Origin of the sequence: Echinicola strongylocentroti, assembly GCF_003260975.1 — a bacterium.
Lineage (GTDB): Bacteria > Bacteroidota > Bacteroidia > Cytophagales > Cyclobacteriaceae > Echinicola > Echinicola strongylocentroti.
The window spans coordinates 388,641-413,728 of sequence record NZ_CP030041.1 but is presented as its reverse complement, the minus strand read 5'-3'; the positions used below and the strand labels follow the sequence as shown (position 1 = coordinate 413,728).

Here is a 25,088-nt window from a genome sequence, read left to right as displayed (position 1 = left end):
TCACGATAGGGATCCCGTGTTGAGACAGCCTCTATCAGAAGGTTAGTTGATTATTTTGATGATAAAATAATTCTTTTTGCCTTTCTGTACCAGAAGGTATTTTCCTTGGAGAAGCTCCAGGCCTTCTGTAGTAGCTTGTGGGTCTGAGAGTTTGATTTTATTGATACTCACACCTCCTCCTTGGATCATTTTGCGGGCTTCACCTTTGGAATTAAAGATGATGCCTTGCCCTTTTTCTCCAAGTAAGTCGAGAACGCCACCAATTGCTTCAAACTCCGTTTTGTTCAACTCCACCTGCGGCACTCCCTCAAATACCTGGAGGAATGTCCGCTCGTCCAAGGCGGCGAGATCTTCGGTGGATGATTTGCCAAAAAGAATGGAAGAAGCCTTCACGGCCATTTCATAGTCTTCCTCTGAGTGAACCATAATGGTGATTTCCTTGGCGATTTCCTTTTGGAGAATCCTCAGGTGAGGGGCTTCGGCATGATCTTTTTCCAGTCCTCCGATAGTATCCTGGTCCAATGTGGTGAAGATGCGGATATACTTGGAGGCGTCTTCATCCGAGACATTCAGCCAAAATTGGTAGAATGCGTACGGAGAAGTTTTCTCTGGATCCAGCCAAACACTTCCGCCTTCGGTCTTTCCGAATTTAGTACCATCTGCTTTGGTGATCAAAGGAACGGTGAGGGCAAAGGCACTTCCGCTTTCTTTTCTTCTGATGAGCTCCGTTCCGGTGACGATATTTCCCCATTGGTCAGATCCTCCCAGCTGCATAGTGCAGTTGTTGTTTTTCCACAAATGGTAAAAATCATACCCTTGGATAAGCTGATAAGTAAACTCTGTAAACGACAGGCCATTACCGTCTTCAAGCCTGCGCTTTACACTGTCTTTGGCCATCATGTAGTTTACGGTGATGTGTTTGCCCACATCTCTGATAAATTCCAAAAAGGAAAAGTCAGCCATCCAATCATAATTGTTTACCAATTCAGCTTTGTTGGCTTGGTCATCCTCGAAGTGGAGGAATTTGCCCAGCTGTTTTTGGATACCTGCGATATTTTTATCCAATGTCTCTTTGTCCAGGAGGTTTCGCTCGGCGGATTTGAAAGAAGGATCTCCGATCATTCCCGTGGCACCTCCGACCAGTGCGATGGGTTTATGGCCAGAGCGCTGGAAGTGGAGAAGGGTCATCACACCCACCAAATGTCCTATATGCAAAGAATCTGCTGTAGGGTCAAAGCCCAGGTAGGCTGAGGTAATGCCTTTGTTAAGGTGCTCTTCCAATTCCGGTGTCATGTCCTGGACCATGCCTCGCCAACGCAGCTCTTCTATAAAATTGTTCATTGTATCTTAGTGTATTTTTGATCTTTTTTAAAGCTGCAAAGATAAGGTTTCTTGAGAGAAAGTAAATTAATGGATCGCAGATAAGGCTGACCTTTGTGACATTTGTCAGTATTCGAGGATATGCGTTAGAGCAGCTAATGTATTTGCTTTGAATAGGAGGAAATAAATTTAGATTCGAAATAAATAATTTATTTTAGCAGTTGCAGCGAGCCATTTCTTTGATCTTTTTTATATCTTAAATGAACATCTTTTGACGAAGTAAGTTTCACCAGTTTTTGACCTATTTTCTTACGTAAATAACCTATCATGAGCAAATTTAGAAGTGAACTGATCATAGAAGAAAATCCAACGAAAATCAATAAAGAAGCAAAAATCATGTCTCTGGGATCTGGTTTTTCGTCCATGATGGCCCAGAACCTCCGGCAATATGGCCTGGACGTTACCAGCAATCCTTTTGGACGGATTTATAATCCCATCAGTCTCTTTCACCATATTGAATTACTGGGTAAACATGCCGCCCTGAATGAGTCGTTGTTGACAGAATATGAAGGCAACTGGAACCACTTTCAATACAATTTTCTCAGAAGACAGTCTTCGGAGGTGGAGCTGATAGAAAATATTAAAGCCCAGGTTCAGGTGATGCAGGAAAATTTCAAAAAACAGGAATTTTTGATGATCAACTTGGGTACTGCCTATGTGTTCAGGCATCTTGAATCCAAGCAGGTAGTGGCCAACTGTCACAAAGCACCGCAAGAGCTGTTCGAAAAAGAGCTACTGACGCCAGATAAGATATTAGAAAGCTTCAGGCATATTTATCCGCAACTTAACCATATCAAGAACATCATTTTTGTGCTCAGTCCCGTGATGCATACCAAAGACACGATCACGCTGAACTGTGTCAGCAAATCAGTGCTGAGGGTGGCCATCCATCAGATCGTCAACGAATTTCCGGAAGTAAAATACTTCCCAGCATATGAATTACAGATGAATGATCTACGTGATTACCGGTTCTATGAGCGAGACTTGTTGCAGCCCAACGACCAAGCCATTGAATACATCACCTCAAAATTCAACGAAGCCTATTTCGACTCCAAGCTGCTGGATGCTTCCCAAGAAATGGATACCATCATTCAGTCTATCAACAGTTTGCCCTATAATCCCCAGAGCAGGGACTATGTTTTTGAAGTCAATCAAGCGATCAGCAAACTGAAACAATTGGATAATTACCTAGACCCGAAAATGGCCGTTGCTGAACTTGAAGGTAGGTTAAAAAGGGAATGATTGTGAACACCACTTGACGGACTGAAAAAAGGTTTAACCCGGATTATGCGTTAGGAATTGCAATAGCCTGTCCCATTGAATGTCGAGAAATGCTGAAAGACCAAGATAGGCTGATGCTAAAAGTAACATTCCTACCGATTTTCTATTTTCGTTCCATCACCAAGACTAGCTTGTCTCCGGCAGGACTGGCAGCGAGACGACTGATGGCACCGTAACCGGGCATGGAAACCACGGCGATTTTTTCCCATTCCATGCTTTTGTTGACCTTTTTGATGTACAACTCTTGTCCTTTGGCCATGATAAGGGTGTTCTTGTCTATCCATGCAAAATCATCACCTTGGCCCATGGCCACTCCGTAATTTCCAGCAGTTTTTTCTTCTAGGTCGTAGGATTTTAGCTCAAAGGTTTCCTTTCCATTTAAAACCACGCTAGTACCTTTGTCGACATAGGTGATTTCACTGGTTTTTGGTCTTTTTTGGATGCAGTTTCCTACATTTTGTGCGAGTTGGGCTATATTCTCACGACTATAAGGGTAAACCAATTCGTTGGGCTCACCTAGAATGTTCATTGCGGCAATATTATTGTGCCAGGCGTAATAGGCCACAGGCTCAATGTCATCGTAGAGCAATTCAGGTTCACCGAAGTTGATAGGGTAGAGCCATAGTCGTTGGCTGCTGTCTTCTTCTACGGTAACGGCAGAAATGTACTTACCACAATCTGTCAGCCGGGGCGAAAACTCGCTTTTGGTTGTTGTCCTCGTCATGTTCGTAAACTCTTCCGTGTCGAAGCTGTAAACAATGATATCACTGTTCCCATTTTCATCAATGGAGGAAAATGCCACTTGTTTGTCGTTGATAAAGTTGGGCTGATTATCATATCCTTCCCGGTCAGTAAGCAATTGGGCACTGCCGCCAATAATGCTAAATTTACCAAACAGCTTCTTTGTGTCCAATACGATCAGATCACTTGATGATTGTGCCTTTGCAAAAAAGCAGGTCAGTAAAAGAATAATGAGGCAGAAGGTATGTTTTATTGTGTTCATTTCAACAGTTTTTGACGTGTCTGTAGCTAAATTACAAAAGGAAAATGATTTTGACGAAAGTGCTTGGGATATTCCCTGCTTAGATGAACGGATTATTAGGGTAAAAGTGTTCATAATCGTTCAATTTATGTTCGTTTTTGTTCAATTTTGAATTATGGAAATGCCTTAACAAGCTTTAAGCGGCTATTTAGCAAATGGCATCCTTTTCGTATTTTAATAAGCAAATGAAAGAAATAAGGAATATACTAATGAAATTACCGTTAGAACTGGTGTTTTGGCCAGCAGCGCTAATGGCTATAATGTTCATTGATCCTTCCCATGAGCACCATTTTACCCTCTGTCCACTGGGCTTGGCAGGAATTGAATGGTGCCCTGGCTGTGGATTGGGGAGAAGCATGAAGCTATTAGCCATGGGGGATATTAGTGCTTCGTTTCAGATGCACCCTTTAGGTGGTTTTGCTTGGGCAGTTATTCTTTATAGAATGTTTGAAATCATAAAACAACTAAAAACTAAACGTAATTATGGCTAATGTATTAAAACACCTTCCTGAGTTGGAGGGGATGGAATTGGGGTATATTCAGGGTATCCTTAAAAATATGGACGATGAGCAGGCCGGCTTGTTTGCACAAGTGTACAGAGCGAGGAGAAAGGACAGCCAAATGGTGCTGATATTGGCTCTCTTGGGCTTCTTTGGCTTTGCGGGGCTACATCGTTTTGTGTTGGGACAAATTGGTTTGGGGATCCTTTATTTCTTTACTATTGGGCTTTGCTGGATAGGAACGATAGTCGATTTGGTGAACTATAAGAGCCTCGCTTATGAGTACAATATAAAAATAGCCCATGAGACACTTTCCATGATGTCCAGTACCAATTCATCCGATACAGACCAAAATACTGCCCCTAGCCATGAAGCATAATATTGTTAACGCAGCTGTAGCTTTATTGATAGGAGCTACTCTTTTGTCAGCCTGTTCCTATTCTACTAAAATGTCCGTGGTGTCGGATATTGAGGAAGTTTTTGATGGGATCACCACCGTGGAAATTTACGGAGGGCCGCTGGAAGTTACCTATGAAGGCAGGGAGGGCGTCAGTGAAGTGGCGTTAAATGCCTACTTGGAATCCAATAAACCAGAGGGAGTGGAGATTACCTATGAGGTGGACGGTGACCGCTTGATGGTAGAGTGGGAGCAAGGAGATGGATTTAGTGGATGGGGGAATTTCAAAAATAAAGGCTTTATCAGCGTCATAGGCCCCAAGGACGTATCCCTCAAAGTAAAGGGAGGTTCAGGAACTGTGAGTGTTTCAGATGTGAAGCATGATCGAATTGATATATCGGCAGGATCCGGTAAGGTAACCGCAACCGACCTGGAAGTGGCTGATATCCGCTTGACCGTTAGTTCTGGAAAACTCGAGGGAAGTGACCTAATAGGAAATGTAGCCGCAAAGGTTTCTTCTGGGATGTTGGAGCTTAGAGGAGTCGATGGCAATGTAGATGCAGTAGGGAGCAGTGGAAAAATAGCCATCGCCGATGCTACAGGAAAAGTAGATGCCAAAATAACTTCAGGGAAAATTGAGCTTCGTAATATTGGTGAGCTGGGCAGATTAGTAGGATCATCAGGAATGATCGAAGCGGAGGGGGCTGGTTTGAGCAATAATACTGAAATCAACTTCAGCTCTGGAGCCATTCGGATCAAGACCTCCGATGACTTGGGTGATTATAATTTCGATCTAAAGGCCAGTAGTGGAAGTGTCCGTGTCGGTGACCAGCGAAGTGGAAATAGTTTAAGAATTAATAATAACGCCAGCAAGACCGTCCATGGTGCTGTCAGTTCGGGAACCATCAGGATAGTGAATTAGAGGCTAGGTAATTTCTGACGATAATGTATAAAAAGCACCTGTTACGGTGCTTTTTTTGCTGAAACATCAGCTGATTTCAGTATAGACAGTGGATTATACTTTTTAAATATAGGTAATCAATAGGTTGTTTTGTGTGTTTTTGTTATTTTGAATAAACGCTTTCTTGCCAGTGGATTTTATTTCTCACAGAATGCGCAGAATACCCAGAATGAAATAATGTTTTTCTGAGATTTACGTGGTTTCTGTGAGGACCTACTTACTATTACTGTGATTATTGGCATCATTGCGGATTTACAAGAGTTGAATTATTCATTAACAATCTAAACCTTATTACCTTATGACATTTATTTGGTGGATTATTTTTGGCTTGATAGCCGGTGCATTAGCAAAATGGATTATGCCAGGAAAGGATCCTGGTGGTTTTATTGTAACAACCTTAATAGGTATAGGAGGAGCTTTTGTGGGTGGCTTTGTGGGTCGAGCATTGGGCTTCGAAAGTGCTGGAGGAAGTGGACTTGGATGGGGGCTCATCTGGGCTATTCTAGGAGCATTGCTTATTCTTTACATCTGGAAAAAGTTGATAGCACCCAATTTCTCAAAATGACAAAAGCCGGGAGAAATCCCGGCTTTATCTTTTCTGATTATCCGCTTTCTTGCCAGTAGGTTTTATTTCTCACGGAACGCACAGAACCCCCAGAAAGAAATAATGACTTTCTGAGATTTCTGTGGTTTCTGTGAGGACTTATTTACTATTTCGGTGGTTACTGGTGTCATCGGGGATATACATATCTTTTATTTGATTTCTATGTGACCATCTCGATTGTAAGCCTTTTTTTAACCTGATTAAACCCGGATTATGCGTTAGGAATCGTAGTGAGAGCTGAAATTGCAAGAAAATCAGTTAGTTTGGAGGTATTAGCGTAGCACCGCTACGATAATGCCGAAAACTAAAGTGAAACGGCTGATTTTGAAACAGTTTAAGGTCGCAACAGATAGGCTAATGCATATTCCGGGTTAAATTACTCGCTCCCATAAAGTGCCTTTCCTGCTTCTTCATATTTATCGCCTTTTTCCCAAGCAGGTTTTTCATCGGTATTGGCGATTCTCTCCGCTGTTAAGAGGTAGGCTTTCCAATACTTCATGGCATAATCTAGGTCAAAATTATCCACTTGGTCCGCTGCCTGGTGGTAAAATTTCATGATTTCTTCATCAAAAGCCGTGAAGCCCAAGCTAAAAGTAGGGGCTGGGATACCCTTTTTGGCAAAATTCACATTGTCCGAGCGATCATACAGCCCCTGCTCTGGCGACGGATCTCCCTCGGCTGACAAGCCAAACTCATCGACCGCTTCATAGATAAGGTGATCTGCCGTAGTCCTGCCCAATCCGATGACGGTGATGATACTGGTGTCATTATAGCCACCATTATCGATGTTCAGGTTATAGATGATTTTATCCAGTGGTACCATAGGGTTTTCTGCAAAATAGGCAGAGCCCAAAAGTCCTTTCTCTTCAGCTGTCCACGCACAGAGCAAGATGGATCGTTTGGGAGGGTTTTCTGTAAAGTACTTGGCGGCATTGATGATGGCTACTGTTCCGACAGCATTGTCCCTGGCACCGTTATAGATGGAGTCTCCTTGGGCGTTTGGCTTACCCACGCCGATGTGGTCATAGTGGGCAGAAAGCATCACGTATTCATCCTTCAGGTCTTCATCCGTTCCTTCTACCACGGCCACAATATTATTGCTGGTAATGGCTTTATTGACCTTTCCGTTGATGGCTACTGCTGCCTGGTCAATCTCCCCTTGGTCAATGGATTTGATAAGGCTTGCGTCCAGGTCTTTTGCCCAGATATAGGGAATCCCGGCATCCTCAGGCTCCTCGTCATCTGCCAGCATGAGCTGTGGCTTGTTCAGGTATCCTAGCAGAAGGGGCCATGGTGGATTGTTGAGGTTGTACATTTCTATCAGCGCAATAGCTCCTTTTTCCTTGGCCAAGGCCAACTTTTCCCTGCCTGCGGCAAAAAGCTGTGAAGGGCCCATTTTTTCGGGTCCTCCGACACGTACCACCAAAATTTTACCTGCCACATCCTTTCCTTCCAAATCTTCTTCAAGACCATAGCCAGCTACTACCATTTCGTAGTCACCTTCCAGCGACTTTCCGTCCAAAACAAGCATGCTTTCTCCTTGGATCAGCTTTTCGGTTCCAAGTTGGACTTGTCCCGTTTTTGGAGGTGCAGAAAGCCTCAACGGTACCGATTGGTAATAACTACCCTCCGCATCAATGGGAGCGGCTCCATATTTCCAAAACTGCTCCGCAATGTACCTTCCTGCAATATTGATCTCAGGGCGGGCGGCATCCCGTCCTTTTAATTCGTCTGCCGCTAGGTACCTAAAATGGGATACGGCTTCTTTTTCTTCAATGGATTGGTCAATGGCTGTTTTTTGAGCCGTGGATGTAAAGGGCAGAAGCGTAAAGCCCGCCAATGCGGCGTAGATAAAACTGTTTTTCATAAGCAATGTCTAAAGTTATATTCTGGGTTAAATATAGGCTTTTTTTTACCAGAATGGGAAACGATGATCGTGCACTTAGGGCAAACTCAGTTAGTATATTGAAAGAAAACATTTTTCGTGTAGGCATAGCAATCATCCGTGCCGCTGGCACTTTGCCCCGATTTGTGCATTGTAAATCGCTAAACCAATTCTTGCCAGCCAAATTCCGTTATGATTTTATGAAAATGGTCCGGGAGGGGAGCCGTCACGGTAATCTTTTTGCCGGTGATCGGATGGTCAAAAGCAGTGGACCAAGCATGGAGGAGCATGTGGTGCATTTGAAAATGCATCCTGAAAAAACGGTTTTGACGGTTGTCTCCGTGCGTATTGTCTCCGATTATATAATTGCGTTCATGGGCAAAATGCCTCCTGATTTGGTGCATGCGGCCCGTCAGAGGGTAGGCGCGAACCAGCGAATAGCGACTGGAGTCATGGCGCGGGGAGCTTTGGACCGGGATTTCTACTTGCCCCAGGCTTAGATAGGCCGTTTGGGCTTCTTGGAGTTCTTTCTTGAGTTTTTTGCGTAAGGGATAATCGATGAGCCCTTCCTGCTCCTTGGTATATCCCCTGACCACGGTGAGGTAGAATTTCCGAATATCTTTGGTGATAAAACGTTCTTGGAAGGCAGGTACTACTTCTCGGTTTCGGGCAAACCACAGTACACCAGATGTAGGCCTGTCAATGCGGTGAATCGGGTAGACATGATGACCCATTTGGTCACGTAGCACTTGCATGGCATACACCGGATCATCATCTTTTGCGATGCTCGAGCGGTGTACCATGACACCCGCAGGCTTGTTTACCGCTATGTAGTGCTCGTCTTCAAAGAGTATTTCGAGTTCGGTCATGATCCTAAAAGTGCCTTCCAAGCAACGGCAAGAAAGGCACTTTTTTTAGTAATTCAAGAATGTCGCTTAGATTTTTACCCAAGCTTGCTTTTTGTGACTTTCGATGATTCTTTCACAGATCAATAGCTCTCTATACCCATCCTCAAAAGTGGGGAAGGAAGGCTGCTCGGGTTGCTTGCCTTCTGCTACAGCCGCATACACTTCCTTGAACATCTGCTTGGAAGTATCCGGGAAGCCTTCGTTATGGCCACCTGGGAAGCTGATGAGACCAGCGGCTTCAGGTGTAAAGAGTGCAGGATCTTTCATCAGTTGTTGGTTGGGGCTTTGACGCTTTCCTATCCACATTTCGTTCGGGCGCTCGGAGCACCACTCAAAGTTGGACTTAGCGCCAGCTATTTCGATATTCAATCTGTTTTTGCGGCCAGCATTTACTTGGCTGACCGTTACGGAGCCTTTGTTGCCGTTGTCAAAACGCAGCATGACGGTGGCGTGGTCTTCCGTATCGATGGGCACTTCAGCATAGTCGGATTCCTTGAGCATTTTGCCAGAATACGTTTCGATTGGCTTTAGCGGTTTTAGCCTCGTCTTGTGCACGGTGCTGAAATCGGCCATCACTTCGGTGATTTTCAATCCCGTAACGTATTCGGTAAGGTCCAGCAGGTGAGAACCGATATCCGCAATGGCCCTGGAATCGCCGGATTTGTCCGGCTCCAGCCGCCAGTTATAGTCCGTATTGAGGTAAAGCCAGTCCTGTAGGTAGGAGCCCATGATGCTATAGATATCGCCAAGTTCGCCGTTTTCCCTCATGGTTTTCATCTGACGGACCATTGGGTAATAGCGCAGGTTAAAGTGAACGGCATTGACCAATCCTTTTTCTTTGGCCAGTGCTACCAGTTCCTCCGCCTCGTCGATTTTGGTCGCAAGGGGTTTTTCACAAACGACGTGTTTTCCCGCTTCCAAGACGGCCTTAGACTGGCTGAAGTGAAGGAAGTTGGGCGTACAGATGTGCACCACTTCGATTTCTGGTTGCTTGAGCATTTCCTCAAAAGTAAAGGCTTGGGGAATCCCTAAAAGTTTGGCCTTTTCCTCGGCCAGTTCTTGGTTCACTTCACAAAGTGCAATTACTTCAATGTTTGGGATTCTTCGTAGAGCCTCCAAGTGCGCAGGCCCGATAAAGCCAGTACCTACAATGGCTGCTTTGATGGGTTTTGTCATGATTATAGGTTTTCTATAGGTTTTTGTACTAAAAGATGGGCAATAAAGATAGAGTTATGAAACGTATTTTCAAATTATATCAATTGGTGAATTCCCGTTTTTTGAATCTAAAACTCTCGCATCTCACGTCTCATGTCTCAAGTCTCAATATTATTTAATTGAGTCAGAGACTCAGTGCTTGCTAGTGCTGGGGCAGAGACCCAGCACAACCTAAGTATAAAACAGCTCCACCTAAGCCCACCTACGAAGGGAGGAATTTTGTGTACTCAATACTCCATACTCATGTCTCAAGTCTCAACTCTCAAGTCTTAATATTATATAATTGAGTCAGAGACTCAGTGCTTGCCAGTGCTGGGGCAGAGACCCAGCACAACCTAAGTATAAAATAACTCCACCTAAGCCCACCTACGAAGGGAGGAATTTTGTGTACTCAATACTCATGTCTAATGTCTCATATCTCAAGTCTCACATCTCCCATCTCAATCCCCTTTTCCACTATTCCTTCTCTACGGTCGCTGCTTCCCAGCCGATGATGGCTTTCTTCCTGAGCGGTCCCCACATATATCCGCCGATCACGCCAGAAGCCTGTATGACGCGGTGGCAAGGGATCAAAAAAGCCACTGGATTGCGGCCAATGGCCGTTCCTACTGCTCTGGCGGCGTTGGGTTTATCGATGTGCTGGGCGATGTGGCCGTAAGTGCTGAGCTTGCCGTGGGGGATTTTTAGCAGGCATTCCCATACGTTGAGCTGGAAATCAGTTCCTTTCAGGTGGAGCTTTACAGCGTCCATTTGCTGCCAATCTTTTTGGAAGATGTTAAGTGCCTTATGGTGAAGGGGAGAGGGCTGTGCTGAAAATAGAGCCTTGGGAAATAGGGACTGAAGGTGGTTAAGTGCCTGGTTTCTATCTTCCACAAATGACATATGGCAAATCCCTTTTTGGGTAGCCGCTACCAAGACCGGCCCAAATGGTGTAGTGGAAAAAGTATAGCTGATCTGCAGATTTTTACCCCCGTTTTTATACTCGCCCGGGGTCATCCCTTCGATAGTGACAAATAAGTCATGGAGACGGCCTGTGCCGGATAGCCCTGTTTCCATAGCGGCTTCCAGCAAGTTTGATGAAGGGTTGCTGAGGATCTTTTTTGCATGGCCAATACTGATGTACTGCAGGAATTTTTTGGGGCTTACACCCGCCCATTCAGAGAATAGCCGCTGGAAATGGTGAGGACTTAGGTGGGCTGTCTCTGCCACTTCGTCCAATGTTGGCTGCTGTTGGAAGTTATTTTGCAGGTAGTTTAGTGCTTCTGCAATACGTTGGTAAGTAATGATTTCCTGTTTTTTCATGCTGATACTGCTAATGCATATTCCGGGTTAAAGATAACAGGAAGACGTTAAGCATACCACCCGAAAATTGCGGAATATGTTTTGGGGCAAGCAGAAAAGGTGCGGCTTTGATGGAACGCAGATAGGGCATAGTCGTGAGGCTAACGTCTGCTAGTTGCTGAAAATCTATGTTTTTATAATGTCTGCGCTATTCATAAATGGGCTAGGGGGATTTCAAATCCCCATTATCTCGGTTCGAGATTGCAAATCCCGAACAGCTAAGTTTTGCTTAAAACCATAATCAAAAAGTTCTTTGAAAAACGTAGTCATTTCCATGGTTGCCTAAAAAAAAGGCTGTCTCTTTAGGTGAGACAGCCTTATGAATATCATGTTTATTCTTCTTCCAGTTCTCGGTAAGCCATGATGCCTCCCAAGACGTTTCTTACTTTGGTGTATCCTTTGGTTTCCAAGAATTTTTTGGCATTGCCACTTCGGGCACCTGAGCGACAGTGTACCACCAGTTCCTGGTCTTTGTATTGCTCCAATTCATCCAAAGAAGCAGCCAGCTGTCCCAATGGGATATTCAAGGCACCAAGGTTGTCTTCTTCATATTCCCACTCTTCTCTGACATCGACAAATGGAAATTCCTCATTCTTGTCTATTCTTTCCTTTAGTTCTTCTACAGTAATGTCTTCCATAATCTCTATTTGACTAAAATTCTTATTAATTGCGGTGAGTTTTTATTCCAGGCTTTGATCAGGTAAACTCCTTTACGATTGGTCGTAAAATTAACGAATTTGCCATTTTCTGCCTCACTGATATCGATTTTTATTTCCCTGCCAAAGGTGTCATAGAGTTTGACATCTTCCACATCTCCTTCTAGGAATATTTTATTGTTTTCCACTGGATTCGGATAGGCTTTGATCAGGGATGCGGCCTCAGGGACTTCTGGTGGCAGAGGGGCTTCCGTTTGCATATGTGCCCTGATCATGAGGGAACCGATCACTTGGTCACTTGGTGCCCAGGATCCTGAAATATTATAATGTACTTCGGAAGAGCTGTCGTTTGACTTGTCTAGTCCTATATGGATAAAATCATTGGTAAACTGCATATAACCAACATAGAAATCTCCTTCCACCTGAATAGCCGTGTCCAAGCTAAACTGTGTTATTTGATTGAGGCTGTCTTTAGGTTGGATAATTACTTCTTTGGCATATACAGGTTGTTCTTCCAAGGAATGCCAGACCAACAGATCTACAGCCGTACCTGCTTGGGCTGGATTGGTAAAATTGATGCTGAGGGCATTGACATAAGCAGGGGAGGAGCTGTGGTATTTCACTGCTACCATACCTGATCGCTGATTGATCCCTGCTGCATAGTCCACCGTTCCCCGGTCAAAAGCATAATAATCCCTGATAGGGATGGTAGTCCGAGCCGTGTCGTTGATGCGGAAATCCACCTCGCTGAAGTAGGTGGTGTCACCATCGGTGATTTCATCAATTAGGAAATCATCTCCTGAGCTAAGGTAGACAATGCTTTCCAGGTCAAATGCTTCCTCTCGGGCTTGTTGAGCCAGTTCGGAGGGAACGCCACTGGCAAAATCCCTTCGTTCATTGGCCAAAGGTACCGGGTTAAATGGGGTGTTGGAATTGAGCACCATGAATGATTCTTGGCTGCTCTCATCCCTGATTTCCGCCGAATATTCCATTGCCCTGAACCGATCGTTCAAGTTGTAAAACTGATTGTTGATACTGGTCAACACCGTGTCGGAAAGCGCGTTGAATTCATATAGTGGCAATGCGGTGTAGTTGCCTAAAAAGCTGCTGTTCAGTTGTGTAAGAGCTCGGTCGGGATAATTCTGGTCGTCTGCCGTCCTGTTTTTATTGAGGTAAATATAATCCAGCAACCAACTATCAAATGGCCCTGCCAATCGCCCTGAGCTTAGGAACTTCATTTTGAATTGGCCATGGAGGTAAATACCGTCCAAAGGGATCATTTCCTGTTGGAAATCCAGCATGCTGGCCCCACCGTATTGTGTCCAGATTTCATTCCAGTTACCTAGGCTATCCAAAAACTGAAGCTGCAAATAGTCATTGGAATCGGGCATTTCAGCCTTTCCCCCTGCTTGCCAAAAGAAGCTGAGGTAAAGGGAGTTTTGTTCTTCATCGGCTATTCCCGACAGGTCAATTGGACGTGAGGTGAGCTGGTCGGTGACATCGACTTGTCCAATATCTGTACTGTAGGGCTGACCATTGGCCTTGGTGCCGTCAAGGAGCAATACGCCCAGACTCGGAGCTCCCTCGCCGACGCTGAGGGATACATTGGCACCATTTGATTCCCATTTGGTGCTGTCCAAGGTGCCTTGGGAAAAGTCATCCCAAAACGGTAATTCCAAGGTGTCTGCCAACACTCTGGAGTTGATGTTTTGCTGTTTTTGAGAAACATAATCGCTCCTGTTGACACTGAGTTGGCGCAACTGACCAAAGGATTGGTGAAAGACACCAATCAGCGCACATAAAAATAGACCAAGCTTGGCGACGTTTCTTTTCATTTAAAAATCATTCTCGGTGGCTCCCAATTCAGACACCCACACATCGATTAATTCCCCTGTTTTTGCTTCAATACCTGAGGGGGGCAGTTGTTTGACAATTGTTCCTTTAGGTACGGTATCGGTGGTGACAAAGTTCACCCTTCCCAGTCGCAGCCCTGAACCAACGACCAAAAACTCCGCTTCTTCTTCTTCCATACCGATCAGGTTAGGTATGGCCAAACTTTGCTTGCCCAGTCCATCACCCACGACCAAATCAATCTGGGAACCTTTGGGGATTTCGAAACCCTCTTTGATCGATCTTCCATGGAATTTTTGCTCAAGCACGACATTTTGACCGATGTCCGGAACATAGATGATTTCACCCCTTATCAACCCATAGTTGGAAAGTACCTCTTGGGCATTTTTCAATGGACTGTTGACCAAGTTAGGCATTTTTATCAAAGGAGCATTTTCCGCATTCAGTGTGATGTATATTTTTCGGCCTTGCTTGACCTTGGCTCCTGGCCGTGGATTTTGCTTGAGTACGGTAAGTGGCTTGACATCAGCCTCAAACCCACTGTCAAGCGTGATCTCGTAGCGAAGATCGCGTGATTCCAAATAACTTTCTATTTCACTGTAATCATAATTTTCCAAATCTGGAACCGTAACGGTTTCTCCATGATTGGTATAATTGGGCAGGTAAACTTGGAAGAATACAAATAGAATAGTGAATAACAGCCCCAGAATTATTGCGAGATGGATCAAAACTCTCTTGGAACCTTGCTTAAAATTGCTCATTGACGATTATCTGATTTTTTATTCCTGTGTAAAGGTAATTTTAATTTTCACTTCATGGAATGATTTTTTCCATAAATAGCATTCCATACCATAATAAACGTGCCAGAAATGGGTCAAGTACCAGGAGTAGAATATAGAACCAAGAACAAAGAATAAAATATCAAGTAGCCCGCATAAAAGTAATCGTTACGGCGTCCTGGGTGCCACTGGCCTAGATATTACCTAATCGCAGCATAGCCAATCCTGAGAGGAGGAATCAATGAAGCATAAACCGGGTTAAGAGATTGTTGAAAAATACTTTATTTAAGTACTTTTCAATAATTTAAATATGTTAATTACCTTTTTATAAAATTAAATATTGAATTATTTGATTTTCCTAACTTAAATCATTAGCATTATATAGGTTTAATAATTAAAAAGTTTAACCTGTGTATTAAACCTTTTGTTTGTTTTTTTGAACAGTGGATAGGATAGACTGGCTGTTTTTTTTAAGCCTTTTAGAATGGGATTAGGAGTGTTCAAGGATTACTTTTTAGGAAAACTAACCGTGGGATTACAGTGATTTCTTATAGGAAAATTCAGGATCATTTATTTCAAGATTTGACATGTCATGAAGAAGTTTGTTTTTTTAAATCTAATATATTTAGCCTGTTTTGAGGCAATGGGTCAGCCCCTGGATGCGGCGTATATAAATCCGAAATTTGGCGGTGAAACGCACTATAGGTTTGTGCGTTTTGGTTCTTCAGCGCAGTACTATGCGAGATTTATGTTGAACAACAATAACACTTCATATGGTAATGGGGGTGACTTTTCCATTTTTACTTATGATAACAGGGGCATTTCTTTACGACCGGGTACAGGACATGTAATTCTTATACCAACTTCTGCGTATTCAGGAAACGTTGGGATTGAGAAGCTTTATCCGGAAGAAAGGCTTGATGTAAACGGAGGCATTAGAATTGTAAGTGGTAGTGGTTGTAAGGCTGATTACATTGTCACCAAACCTGATCCAAGGATAGGGAGTACCAAGAATATTAAAGGCAAGAATTATCCTTTTGCCAATGTCGATTTAGGCCATCTGGTGATACAGCCTAGAACATCCGCCCTTCGGGATATTATTTTTATTAATGGTCAGGGAGACAAAATAAGTATGGTGGTAATGGGCAATATCAAGACCCGCATCGGTACCACCACACCCGATTCGAAGCTTTCTGTCATTGGCAATATTCGTACGCACGAAATCAAACTGGAAACGGCTAGCTGGCCGGACTATGTGTTTGATAGGGGCTATCAGCAGATGCCCTTGGAAGAGATGGAAGTCTATATCCGAAAAAATGGCCATTTACCGGGGTTAAAATGCGCAGAGGAATTCCAAGAGGAGGGCGTCAACATGATGGAGATGAACCAACAGCTGTTGGGGAAGATAGTGGAGCTAACCTTGCATTTGATCAAAAAGGGCAAGCAGCTGAGAAATATCGAAGACAAACTCAGCAGGATTTCTGAAAGATTGTCGGAGTTAAACCCCTAACCAGATGAAAAAAATGAAACTACTCATAAGCCTTATATCCCTTTCTATGGTCCTTAACCTAAGCTTTGGACAGGTCCAGTCCGGTCATTGGCGGACGGATAAAGGGAATAGCAATTACCATCACTTCACTAGAACCGGGGGAGGAGCAGCCGTGTATATCAATCAAGAGGCAGGAAGTACATACCCCATATTACGGCTTTCAAGTGGGAGCTTTGGTGTCAATACCAATGTCCGCTTTACCGTCGAGAACAATGGGGCTGTCGGTATCGGTACCATGGCTCCAGATGCGCTCCTGACAGTTGCGGGCAACTGGCACAAGGCGATAAATTTCGGTAACCAATCCAATGATGATGCCGGAAGAATCCACTCCACTTATGAGATGTTCAGTCCCTATTTGAACTTTGTTGAATACGATGATCCTTTTGTGTTCAATTTTTTACAGACAAAAGAGGGGGATAATGTAAAGATGGGCTTCCATAAAGGCAACGTGGGCATAGGGACAGTAGTTCCCAGTCGGACGCTTGAGGTGGCAGGATCCAGCAAATGGACAGGGAATGAGGCTAGTTATACAGAAGTCAATTCCAATTCATCAGGCCAGTACCTGCGGCAATTCTCCAATGACGGCACCACCCAAAGTTGGTTGATCAGAGGCTATGGGGGGAATGGTGTCCAAGCTGAATTCAATGATGGAGGGATTAAAGTGAACGGTGTGATAAAGTGCAAAGAAGTAAAGGTAACGACTTCAGACTGGCCAGATTATGTATTTACAGAGAACTATCGTCAAATGCCCCTGAAGGAGCTGGAAGCTTATATCCATGCCAATGGTCACCTACCAAGGATACCGACCGAAAAAGAGGTGATGGAAAACGGAATTGACCTTGGGGAAATGAACACCAAGCTTCTAGAGAAAGTAGAAGAACTCACCATGTACATTATTCAGCAAGATAAAATGATGATCGAAATCATGGATTTTAGAATAGCAGAATCAAAACGACTTAATGAACAGCAAAAGAGGATCGAAGCACTCGAGAGAAAAATAGCTAAGGTCCAAATGAAACAAAAGGGAGAAGACTAGCCGAATCCCAGATAGCGTGGTATTTATATCCTTATAAATTTCAAAAATAATATATGAAAGCAGCAATAATAGTATTTATTGTCCTGTCCTTGACCTCGGCAGGGATGTCCTTGGGGCAGACCAATACCTTTCCATCCAGTGGCAATGTGGGGATAGGAACAACCGCACCCCAAGCCAAATTGGATGTGAACGGGGGAATTTCACTCTCGGGATATAATGCCATTTCCTCTGTAAATTATTTCCATAATAGCTTACAATTGCTCTCATCTAGTCATTCTGCCATTGTCTACAATCCCGGTAAGAGTACGGAGTTGATGTTCGGGTTTCATAGTAATGGTAATTTTTACTGGGGGACCGGCCGGAATGCCGGCAACAGCTATTCGATGATCCTAAACAAATATGGCAGGCTGAACATACAGGGGGGGATGTCGATCAAAGGATACAATCCGGTATCCTCTGTACATGGTTTTAGGAATAGTTTGGAGTTGGTTTCCGCGGATCACTCCGCAATCGTGTATAACCCTGGCGAGAGCACGGAGTTGATGTTCGGGTTTCACAGCAATGGTAACTTTTATTGGGGAACAGGAAGAAAAGCCGAAAATAAATACGGAATGTTCCTGAGCGCCAAAGCGGGTGACCTTGGGATCAAAGGCAGACTAACGGCCAATGAGGTAAATGTAAAGAAGGGTGGGTGGGCAGATTATGTATTCCTCCCTGACTATCCGTTAATGCCGCTGATGGACTTGGAAACATACGTGAAAGAACAAGGTCATTTACCCAACATCCCTACAGAAGCCGAAATAAAAGAAAAGGGGATCAATCTTGGTGAGATGGATGTAAAACTTCTGGAAAAGATAGAAGAACTGACGCTATACCTGATTCAACAGCAAAAGGTAAATCAAGAACAGGCAAAATATATAGCGGAGCAACAGCAAAGAATCGAAGCACTGGAAAGAAAAGCCAGCCAAAACAAGGAATGATCATGATTTGCCCACATGATAAATTAATCGATAAACTAGCTATCCGAAAGGTGCAGTGGGGTGATCAGAAAGTCCCCTTTAGGGGATATAGGGGTGGATTTCGGTGAATTTTCTTCGAAAATAAAATCCTTATTCCGATGCCTATGATATTTTATTTCAACAATTGACATAATATGAAGCAATCAACTCTACTCGTTTTAATGTGTTTTGGCTTCTTCCCATTGTTTGGGCAGACCATGGATGTGAGCTATTTAAATCCTTCTTTTGGAGGAGAGGTGCCTTATAAGTTTCTTCGTTTTGGGACTCCCTCAGCTTTCTATGCGGGATTTATGTGGAACAACAATAACGCTTCATATGGTAATGGGGACGACTTTTCCATTTTTACTTATGATAACAGGGACATTACCTTACGACCGGGTAAGGGGAATGTAATTATTTTTCCTTCGTCAGGAGGCAAGGTAGGTATCGGCACCACTCAGCCAGAGGCACCGCTACATATTGTTTCACCGGTATCAGACCGGGGCCTGAAAATAAATGGGACGGATAAAAACACCACCATTTGGCTTCATATAGCAGAACGGGATTATGGATTTTTAGGACTAGGAGGTGAAACTGCGCTTAGGGGAAATGGAGAGCATTCTGTTTTCGAGGGCAGGGTAGGTATCGGCACCACCACGCCCGATTCGAAACTCACCGTAAACGGCAATATCCGCGCCCACGAGATCAAGCTGGAAACGGCCAACTGGCCGGATTATGTGTTTGGGAAGGATTACAGGTTGATATCGTTGGAGGAGACCAAGGCTTTTATCGATGAATTTGGGCATTTGCCAGGACTGAGGTCAGCAGAGGAATATAAGAGAGAAGGCGTAAATATCATGGAACTGAACCGGGTGTTACTGGAGAAAATTGAGGAGCTGACATTGCACTTGATCAAAAAAGACCAAAAGGTCCAATCACTTGAGCTTTCTTTTAAAGAGGCCTTAACGAATTGGCAGCTTGGTGAGAAAAAGATGAAGGCATTGACCTCCTTTATTTCCCAACAACAGGACATCAACCGGAAACAGGCCGAGCTGATAGCGCAGCAACAAAAGCGACTGGAAGTCTTGGAAGACCAAAATACAAAGCTCAATGACTGATGAAGATGGCTGCGCTGATCATATCGCTCCTGCTGATTTCCTTATGGGGACATGCCCAGACATTGGACGTATCGGTCTTTGATGGCCGTATCGGAAGGGCCAGTGAGACTGTGGACGAACGAATGCATGAGTACAAACGGATCAAGAAAGAATACCGCCACTACCTTAAGCAACGAAAAAAGAAGTGCCGTGCCGCCAAGGACAGCTTGAAAACCCTCTCACCTCCCACAGAGCTGCCCCCTGAGCTGCCCCCTGAGCTGCTCCCTGAGCGGAGTCGAAGGGGGCAGCTGGCCAAGCAACAAGAGCAGTACTATATCTATACCGATACACTTCACCGCTTGGAAGAGCTGGCCTCTTGGGAGAAGACCAAAACAGTGGCCAAGGACCGATCGGTAAGCAAGATCAAGGAAGAACTGGACGGCAGCGATTATCTCGCTCGCTACAAGGGGCTGGAAGGGGAAATCGACTCTTACAGAAAGACCTTGAGAAGCTATCGGGACAGCCTGAAGGCCATCGATAGCCTGGACCGGGACGAGATCAGGTTTATGGTGGAGCAAAAGAAAAAAGCGCTCGCCGAGGAATACGAAGGCAAGACGGAAGCCATCGCCAAAGATATCGTCAACGAGAAAGCACCGGAGCTTCCAGGGGGATTTGAAAACAAGGAACTGGCTAAGTTCAAGGAGGCAAACAGCTATCTGTCCGGGGACATGGACAAGGACGGGGCGCTCAAACTGGCCACTGCCCAGGCGGGCGACCACTTTAAGGACAAGCCAGAGGCCTTGGAAAAGGCCAAGGAGCAGATGGCCAAGCTTAAAAAGAGCTATAGCGAGGTGCCCGATGCCAATGACCTCTCTACCGCCACCAAAGCAAGTTCGCTAAAGGGCAAACGGCTAAAGGACCGGTTGGTTGTTGGCGGTAGTTTCCAGCTGCATGTGGACATGGATACCAAAGTAGACCTGAACCCCGAGATCAGTTACCGGGTAAACAAGAAGTTTGACATTGGCCTTGGCGGTACCTATCGGCTCACAGTGGCCACCAAGGATATTCCCAACAGTGCTGCGGACCCAAAAGTGATGGGTGCTCGTGCATTTGCCGAACATCAGCTGATCAAGCAGTTCTATCTCCATGGAGAATACGAGGGACTGCAAGGCAAAGTGACACAAGCGGACAAGCAGGTCAGCAGGGACTGGTATTTCAGCGTATTGGCCGGCCTGGAGAGGCGCTTCCGCCTAAAGGGAAAAGTCCAGGGCCAAGCACAGCTGCTGTATAATTTTAGCAGCCGGGACAACCCCCTTTATGGGAGCCCTTGGGTGTTTCGGGTGGGGTTTGGGGTGGATGGAGGAGGGTGAAAGAAGAATTCCGTTTTAGGTAAATGGTTAGCCTCTGTTTACTTTGATTATTGACAATTAGAAGGCCGTTTCGTGTGTTTGGGTTATTAGAAATAGGATACAAAGATTAGCTATTACATATACACGCAGCATATAAACTCTATGTTAACAAGAATCATAAATACAATGAATCACAAGCGTTTTTTAGAAATATTCAAAGTAGGGATAGGGGTTGTTTTTGTTTTTAAAAGCCTACTGCTTTTTGGGCAAGGAACGGAGTTGCCCAAGCTAGTCCCCCTTCACCAACTGCATATAGTTTGGGAAAATTTGGTCAGACGCCAGTAGGACTTTTTAGTGGGACTCCAAATGTTTCCGTTCCAATTTACAACTATAAAGCCGGAAAAATCAATGTTCCTATTTCATTGAGCTACTCAAGCAATGGGATTAAAGTAGACCAGATTTCAACGAACGTCGGCTTGGGATGGAACCTGAACGTGGGAGGCGTGATTACTAGGATTGTAAGAGATAGGCCTGATAGTGACAAGGGGATACTTTATCCAGAAAAAGATATCCATGAAGCTGGATACCAGAGCCCTATGGCATTGGAATTCTTCTACTTGGCGGGCCAACAACAAATAGATACCGAGAAAGACCTTTATTCTTATAATTTCATGGGATATACAGGTAGTTTTGTAAAAGGGTACAACCATGAAATCATCATGATGCCCTATAAAGATCTGAGAATTGATTATTATTCAAATGATGGGGGCTTTAAGATCATTACACCTGATGGCACATCCTATTTTTTCTTAGAGGCAGAAAAGTCAATGTTTCGTAGTTCTGGGGGAGGTATTCGCCCTGAACCGATTGCCTATATTACTGCATGGTACCTTTCAAAAATAGAACACATCAGCGGCGACGTGGTTGAATTTATTTATGAAAATGATAACTACTCCTACACCTTAAGCAAATCCGAGTCAATAACAGTTCCTACCCCGACCTATCAAAACGGCTGTTCAAATTCAACAGGGACTGGACCTGGATACACAGTTAATCCGGTAATAAGCAGTAATCTTACGGTTCAGGGTAGGCGATTAATCAAACTAAAAAGCAACCATCCAGAAAACGGTTATATAGACCTTAAGCACAATAAAGGACACCCTGGTGTAGGTGGACTTGACTTGGTGTCTGATATAGTTATAAAAAGCAAGGAAGATAAAGTAATAGAAGCTTATGGTTTTCAGTATAAGTTTACGGCAAATAACAGGGTTTTCTTGGAGCAAATAACGGAGAGGGATGTGAATAGATCGTTTTCTTTTTCGTACCATGATCCCGAAGGTCTTGCAATGAGATTATCAGCAGCACAAGACCATTGGGGCTTCTACAATGGTAAAAAATCGAACAAAAACTATTTCCCAAATCTGTTTAACAATCCTTCTATTCGAACTGAAATTAGTTCCCTTAATATAGGAGCGGATAAATCAGTGGATTTTACGTATGCCGTCAAGGGGTTGTTGAAAAAAATAACTTATCCAACAAAAGGGTTTACGACTTTTGAATACGAACCGAATACCTATAATGGAAAAAAAACCATTGCTCCTGAAGCAGAATTGCTCCAATTAACTATCAATACAGGAAAAAGCGATGTTGGTGGACGTGGCGAATTTGACAAGGTAGGGACGATCCCAACAGCTCCTTTTGACTACGAGGCAAGTATGGTTGCTTTTGGAGGGTTTAATGCATACGATTGTGACCAACTTCAGGATGTGGGTAAGTCCAAAGCTCATATTACCGTAGTAGATGATCAAACCGGTGAGAACTTAGAAATAATTAGAAAAACTCAATCGGGGTCAATTTCTAGCGGAGGTAGTTTGACTGTATCGGATGAAACTACTAACCGTCAGTTTTATCTTAAAATAAAAAAAGGACACAGTTATACAGTAAGGATACAACCAACATTTACTTGTGTAAGTGCGAATTTAATGATCTATTACCACACTGCGCTCCCTGAAGAAGTTTACGAAAACATCATTGTTGGCGGGGTCAGGATAAAGCGATCAAAGGATTTTCAAAACGGATACAGTGATCCTGTTGAAAAGCGGTATTATTATGGAAAAAAAGAGACGCCATTGGTTTCTTCTGGAGTCGAAGGAATCCCCTCATACTATTTGTCAGAGCAAACTAATCAGACCAAATGTCAGGATATGGTATCGATTGTAGAGACTTATTATACCACGTTGAATTCAAGTTCAGTTCGACCGTTGTTTAATTCTTTTGGAAACAGCACGACCTATTATGAATATGTAACAATTAGCCATGGTGGAGATGATTTTGAGAATGGTGGAGAAGAGAAAGAATTTCTTATGTCTAGTGATGCACAAGGGAATCCTATAGTGGGAGATTATATAGCCAGCTCCCCTTGGAACAATACGGGATGGGATAATGGGCAGTTACATTATCAAAGGGCTTTTAAGGTTACTGAATCTTCCGATATAGTTGTTCTAAGAGAAATTGAAAATAAATATAAGAAGGACGAAAGAATTTCTGAAACTACTTATGGATATTCCATCAATAAAAAATATGATTTTGTTGGTCCTACCGGATCTGTAACCTACCAGTGTAAGGCAGAAGATATCAATAAAACATATAAGTATTCAACCTGTATAACTGACCATGGGCATTCTTGGTTTGCAATACCTTGGAAGCGAGATTGGGTATGTTTGGCTCGTAAACATAACAATGTTGAATTGATATTTTATCATCCTTGCCGTAATAAGTCTGTTGGCGAGGTTCTTACGTATCCAAATGAAATCGATAATTTGGACATTACGGAGTATTCATTGAACTCTTATTGGCATTATTTGGATGAAACAATTGAAAGAACATTCAATTCCAATGGAGAAGATACTATAGAAGTGGTTAACAAGTATTATTATGATAATCCAGTCCACCTTCAGCCTAGTAGGACCGAAGTAACCACCTCCAAAGGGAATAAGGTTACAACGAAGACCTATTACCCTGATGATATTACCAGCGAATCATTCTTGAATGGAGGAAACTTATCCTCACAAGAATATACTTCCATTGGTAAACTTAAGCACGTAGAACAGCATCGTATTGCCACCCCCATCCAGGTGGAGATTTGGCGAAATGGGGAGAAAATTTCCTCCCAGAGAACAACCTACCAAGAGACAGACAATGGAACAGTACTTCCTTCAATAGTTAAAGCTGCGAAAGGCAATGCTCCCCTGGAACCCCGCCTCCGCTACCATGCTTACGACAGCTATGGCAATCCCACAGCGGTATCCAAGGAAGACGGGACGGTGACTAGTTATATCTGGGGATATAATGGACAGTATCCGGTCGCCAAGATTGTGAATGCGAAAAACGATGAAGGAGGCATGGAGGTCTCAGGTGAATCTTGGGTGAATGCAAATACAACGCAAGACCCGGCAAAGGGATATACTAAGGGCAAGGCCTTTTTTTATATAACCATATCCTCTGCACAAACGGCAAACCTTGAGATCACGTCGCTTTATTCTGCAAAGGGCAATGGTACTGGTGAAGTATCTCTTCAGTTGGTGTCATCGGACGGTAAAAACGTCTATGCTGAAAAGTCTTTTTATGAAGCGGCCGGACTGCCTGCCACTTGGTCGCTTTCACTTGACCCGGGCGTCTACCACATTAATTTTACCAAACCGGCAGATGTAGGCTTTACCATGAAACTAAGGTACAGCGAGACAGCCATTGACATAAGCAGGGTAGGCCAGTCACTATATGAAGGGTTTGAGGAATATAGCGGGGGAGAGGCCTCATCCAACGCTCGGACGGGGAAGTTTGTTTATAACGGAAAGTATACATTGGAATTGAGAGACAAAATTCCAGGAAAGTATATACTTAGTTATTGGCGCAGTAATGATGGTGAAACCTGGAACCGTCTCGAAGATACGGTGACCATTGAAGCTTCCAGTGCAGGTAGAGTAATAGGAGAAACAGACTTTTACATAGATGATGTCCGGCTCCATCCGATAGATGCCCAAATGATCACCTATACCTACGATCCACTAGTGGGCATGACCAGTGAGACTGACCCCAACGGTATCACCATCTATTATGAGTACGACGACTTTAACAGGCTGAAGTCCATCAAGGACCATGAAGGGAATGTGCTGGAAACCTACAATTACCACTATGCTGAAAAAGACCAATAAGACAAGACGATGAATAGATTTACTTTAATAATAATATTGACGACAGCT

At 43.9% G+C, this 25,088-nt stretch carries 20 protein-coding genes; 11 read left to right on the top strand and 9 right to left on the bottom strand.

Annotated features, from left to right (window positions below; all coding sequences use genetic code 11):
• Window positions 1–42: 42 nt before the first annotated feature.
• Window positions 43–1,341, bottom strand: a complete 1,299-nt coding sequence (gene tyrS, locus DN752_RS01515; protein ID WP_112782335.1) for a tyrosine--tRNA ligase — start codon at window positions 1,339–1,341, stop codon at window positions 43–45.
• Between the two features lie 306 nt (window positions 1,342–1,647).
• Here tyrS and DN752_RS01510 point away from each other — a divergent pair, with 306 nt between their 5' ends.
• Entirely contained in the window at window positions 1,648–2,622 is a 975-nt protein-coding gene (locus DN752_RS01510) for a GSCFA domain-containing protein (protein WP_112782334.1), read from the top strand.
• Window positions 2,623–2,764: 142 nt separating this feature from the next.
• Here DN752_RS01510 and DN752_RS01505 read toward each other — a convergent pair whose 3' ends face one another.
• The gene (locus tag DN752_RS01505; protein ID WP_317048514.1) at window positions 2,765–3,664 is read right to left on the bottom strand and encodes a TolB family protein; all 900 of its coding nucleotides are present in this window, start codon (window positions 3,662–3,664) and stop codon (window positions 2,765–2,767) included.
• 224 nt (window positions 3,665–3,888) lie between these two features.
• Here DN752_RS01505 and DN752_RS01500 point away from each other — a divergent pair, with 224 nt between their 5' ends.
• The 4 genes from DN752_RS01500 to DN752_RS01485 all read left to right on the top strand — a co-directional run bounded on the left by DN752_RS01500 (window position 3,889) and on the right by DN752_RS01485 (window position 6,126).
• Window positions 3,889–4,194, top strand: coding sequence for a DUF2752 domain-containing protein (locus tag DN752_RS01500; protein ID WP_112782333.1), 306 nt, complete (start codon window positions 3,889–3,891; stop codon window positions 4,192–4,194).
• Window positions 4,187–4,582 carry a TM2 domain-containing protein gene (locus tag DN752_RS01495; RefSeq protein WP_112782332.1) on the top strand — a complete coding sequence of 132 codons (396 nt, stop codon included), beginning with the start codon at window positions 4,187–4,189 and terminating at the stop codon, window positions 4,580–4,582. The genes DN752_RS01500 and DN752_RS01495 overlap by 8 nt, the downstream gene beginning before the upstream one ends.
• Window positions 4,572–5,522 (top strand): DUF4097 family beta strand repeat-containing protein, encoded by a 951-nt coding sequence (locus DN752_RS01490; RefSeq protein WP_112782331.1) that lies wholly within the window; start codon window positions 4,572–4,574, stop codon window positions 5,520–5,522. The genes DN752_RS01495 and DN752_RS01490 overlap by 11 nt, the downstream gene beginning before the upstream one ends.
• A 337-nt stretch (window positions 5,523–5,859) precedes the next feature.
• On the top strand, window positions 5,860–6,126 hold the full coding sequence (locus DN752_RS01485) for a GlsB/YeaQ/YmgE family stress response membrane protein (protein WP_112782330.1): 267 nt from the start codon (window positions 5,860–5,862) through the stop codon (window positions 6,124–6,126).
• 415 nt (window positions 6,127–6,541) lie between these two features.
• Here DN752_RS01485 and DN752_RS01480 read toward each other — a convergent pair whose 3' ends face one another.
• From DN752_RS01480 to DN752_RS01450, 7 genes are all read right to left on the bottom strand, one after another.
• Window positions 6,542–8,032 carry a M28 family peptidase gene (locus DN752_RS01480; protein ID WP_112782329.1) on the bottom strand — a complete coding sequence of 497 codons (1,491 nt, stop codon included), beginning with the start codon at window positions 8,030–8,032 and terminating at the stop codon, window positions 6,542–6,544.
• Between the two features lie 179 nt (window positions 8,033–8,211).
• Entirely contained in the window at window positions 8,212–8,919 is a 708-nt protein-coding gene (locus DN752_RS01475; RefSeq protein ID WP_112782328.1) for a pseudouridine synthase, read from the bottom strand.
• A gap of 66 nt (window positions 8,920–8,985) precedes the next feature.
• On the bottom strand, window positions 8,986–10,134 hold the full coding sequence (locus tag DN752_RS01470; RefSeq protein WP_112782327.1) for a Gfo/Idh/MocA family protein: 1,149 nt from the start codon (window positions 10,132–10,134) through the stop codon (window positions 8,986–8,988).
• Between the two features lie 495 nt (window positions 10,135–10,629).
• Complete coding sequence (locus DN752_RS01465; RefSeq protein WP_112782326.1) at window positions 10,630–11,475, bottom strand: methylated-DNA--[protein]-cysteine S-methyltransferase; 846 nt, start codon at window positions 11,473–11,475, stop codon at window positions 10,630–10,632.
• Window positions 11,476–11,846: 371 nt separating this feature from the next.
• Window positions 11,847–12,152, bottom strand: coding sequence for a rhodanese-like domain-containing protein (locus tag DN752_RS01460; RefSeq protein WP_112782325.1), 306 nt, complete (start codon window positions 12,150–12,152; stop codon window positions 11,847–11,849).
• Between the two features lie 5 nt (window positions 12,153–12,157).
• Window positions 12,158–14,005, bottom strand: a complete 1,848-nt coding sequence (locus tag DN752_RS01455; RefSeq protein ID WP_112782324.1) for a T9SS type A sorting domain-containing protein — start codon at window positions 14,003–14,005, stop codon at window positions 12,158–12,160.
• The gene (locus DN752_RS01450) at window positions 14,006–14,782 is read right to left on the bottom strand and encodes a PASTA domain-containing protein (RefSeq protein ID WP_112782323.1); all 777 of its coding nucleotides are present in this window, start codon (window positions 14,780–14,782) and stop codon (window positions 14,006–14,008) included.
• 661 nt (window positions 14,783–15,443) lie between these two features.
• On the opposite strand from DN752_RS01450, the gene DN752_RS01445 reads away from it, so the two are divergent.
• From DN752_RS01445 to DN752_RS01420, 6 genes are all read left to right on the top strand, one after another.
• Window positions 15,444–16,310, top strand: a complete 867-nt coding sequence (locus tag DN752_RS01445) for a hypothetical protein (protein WP_112782322.1) — start codon at window positions 15,444–15,446, stop codon at window positions 16,308–16,310.
• A 13-nt stretch (window positions 16,311–16,323) separates the two neighbouring features.
• Window positions 16,324–17,385 (top strand): hypothetical protein, encoded by a 1,062-nt coding sequence (locus DN752_RS01440; protein ID WP_162633074.1) that lies wholly within the window; start codon window positions 16,324–16,326, stop codon window positions 17,383–17,385.
• 53 nt (window positions 17,386–17,438) lie between these two features.
• Window positions 17,439–18,365: a hypothetical protein gene (locus DN752_RS01435; RefSeq protein ID WP_112782320.1), complete on the top strand. Its 927-nt coding sequence runs from the start codon at window positions 17,439–17,441 to the stop codon at window positions 18,363–18,365.
• Window positions 18,366–18,538: 173 nt separating this feature from the next.
• Entirely contained in the window at window positions 18,539–19,501 is a 963-nt protein-coding gene (locus tag DN752_RS01430; protein ID WP_162633073.1) for a TLD domain-containing protein, read from the top strand.
• The gene (locus DN752_RS01425) at window positions 19,501–20,850 is read left to right on the top strand and encodes an AAA family ATPase (RefSeq protein WP_112782318.1); all 1,350 of its coding nucleotides are present in this window, start codon (window positions 19,501–19,503) and stop codon (window positions 20,848–20,850) included. Before DN752_RS01430 ends, DN752_RS01425 begins: the two co-directional genes overlap by 1 nt.
• A 296-nt stretch (window positions 20,851–21,146) precedes the next feature.
• Window positions 21,147–25,040, top strand: coding sequence for an RHS repeat domain-containing protein (locus tag DN752_RS01420; protein WP_112782317.1), 3,894 nt, complete (start codon window positions 21,147–21,149; stop codon window positions 25,038–25,040).
• The last annotated feature ends 48 nt before the right edge of the window (window positions 25,041–25,088 follow it).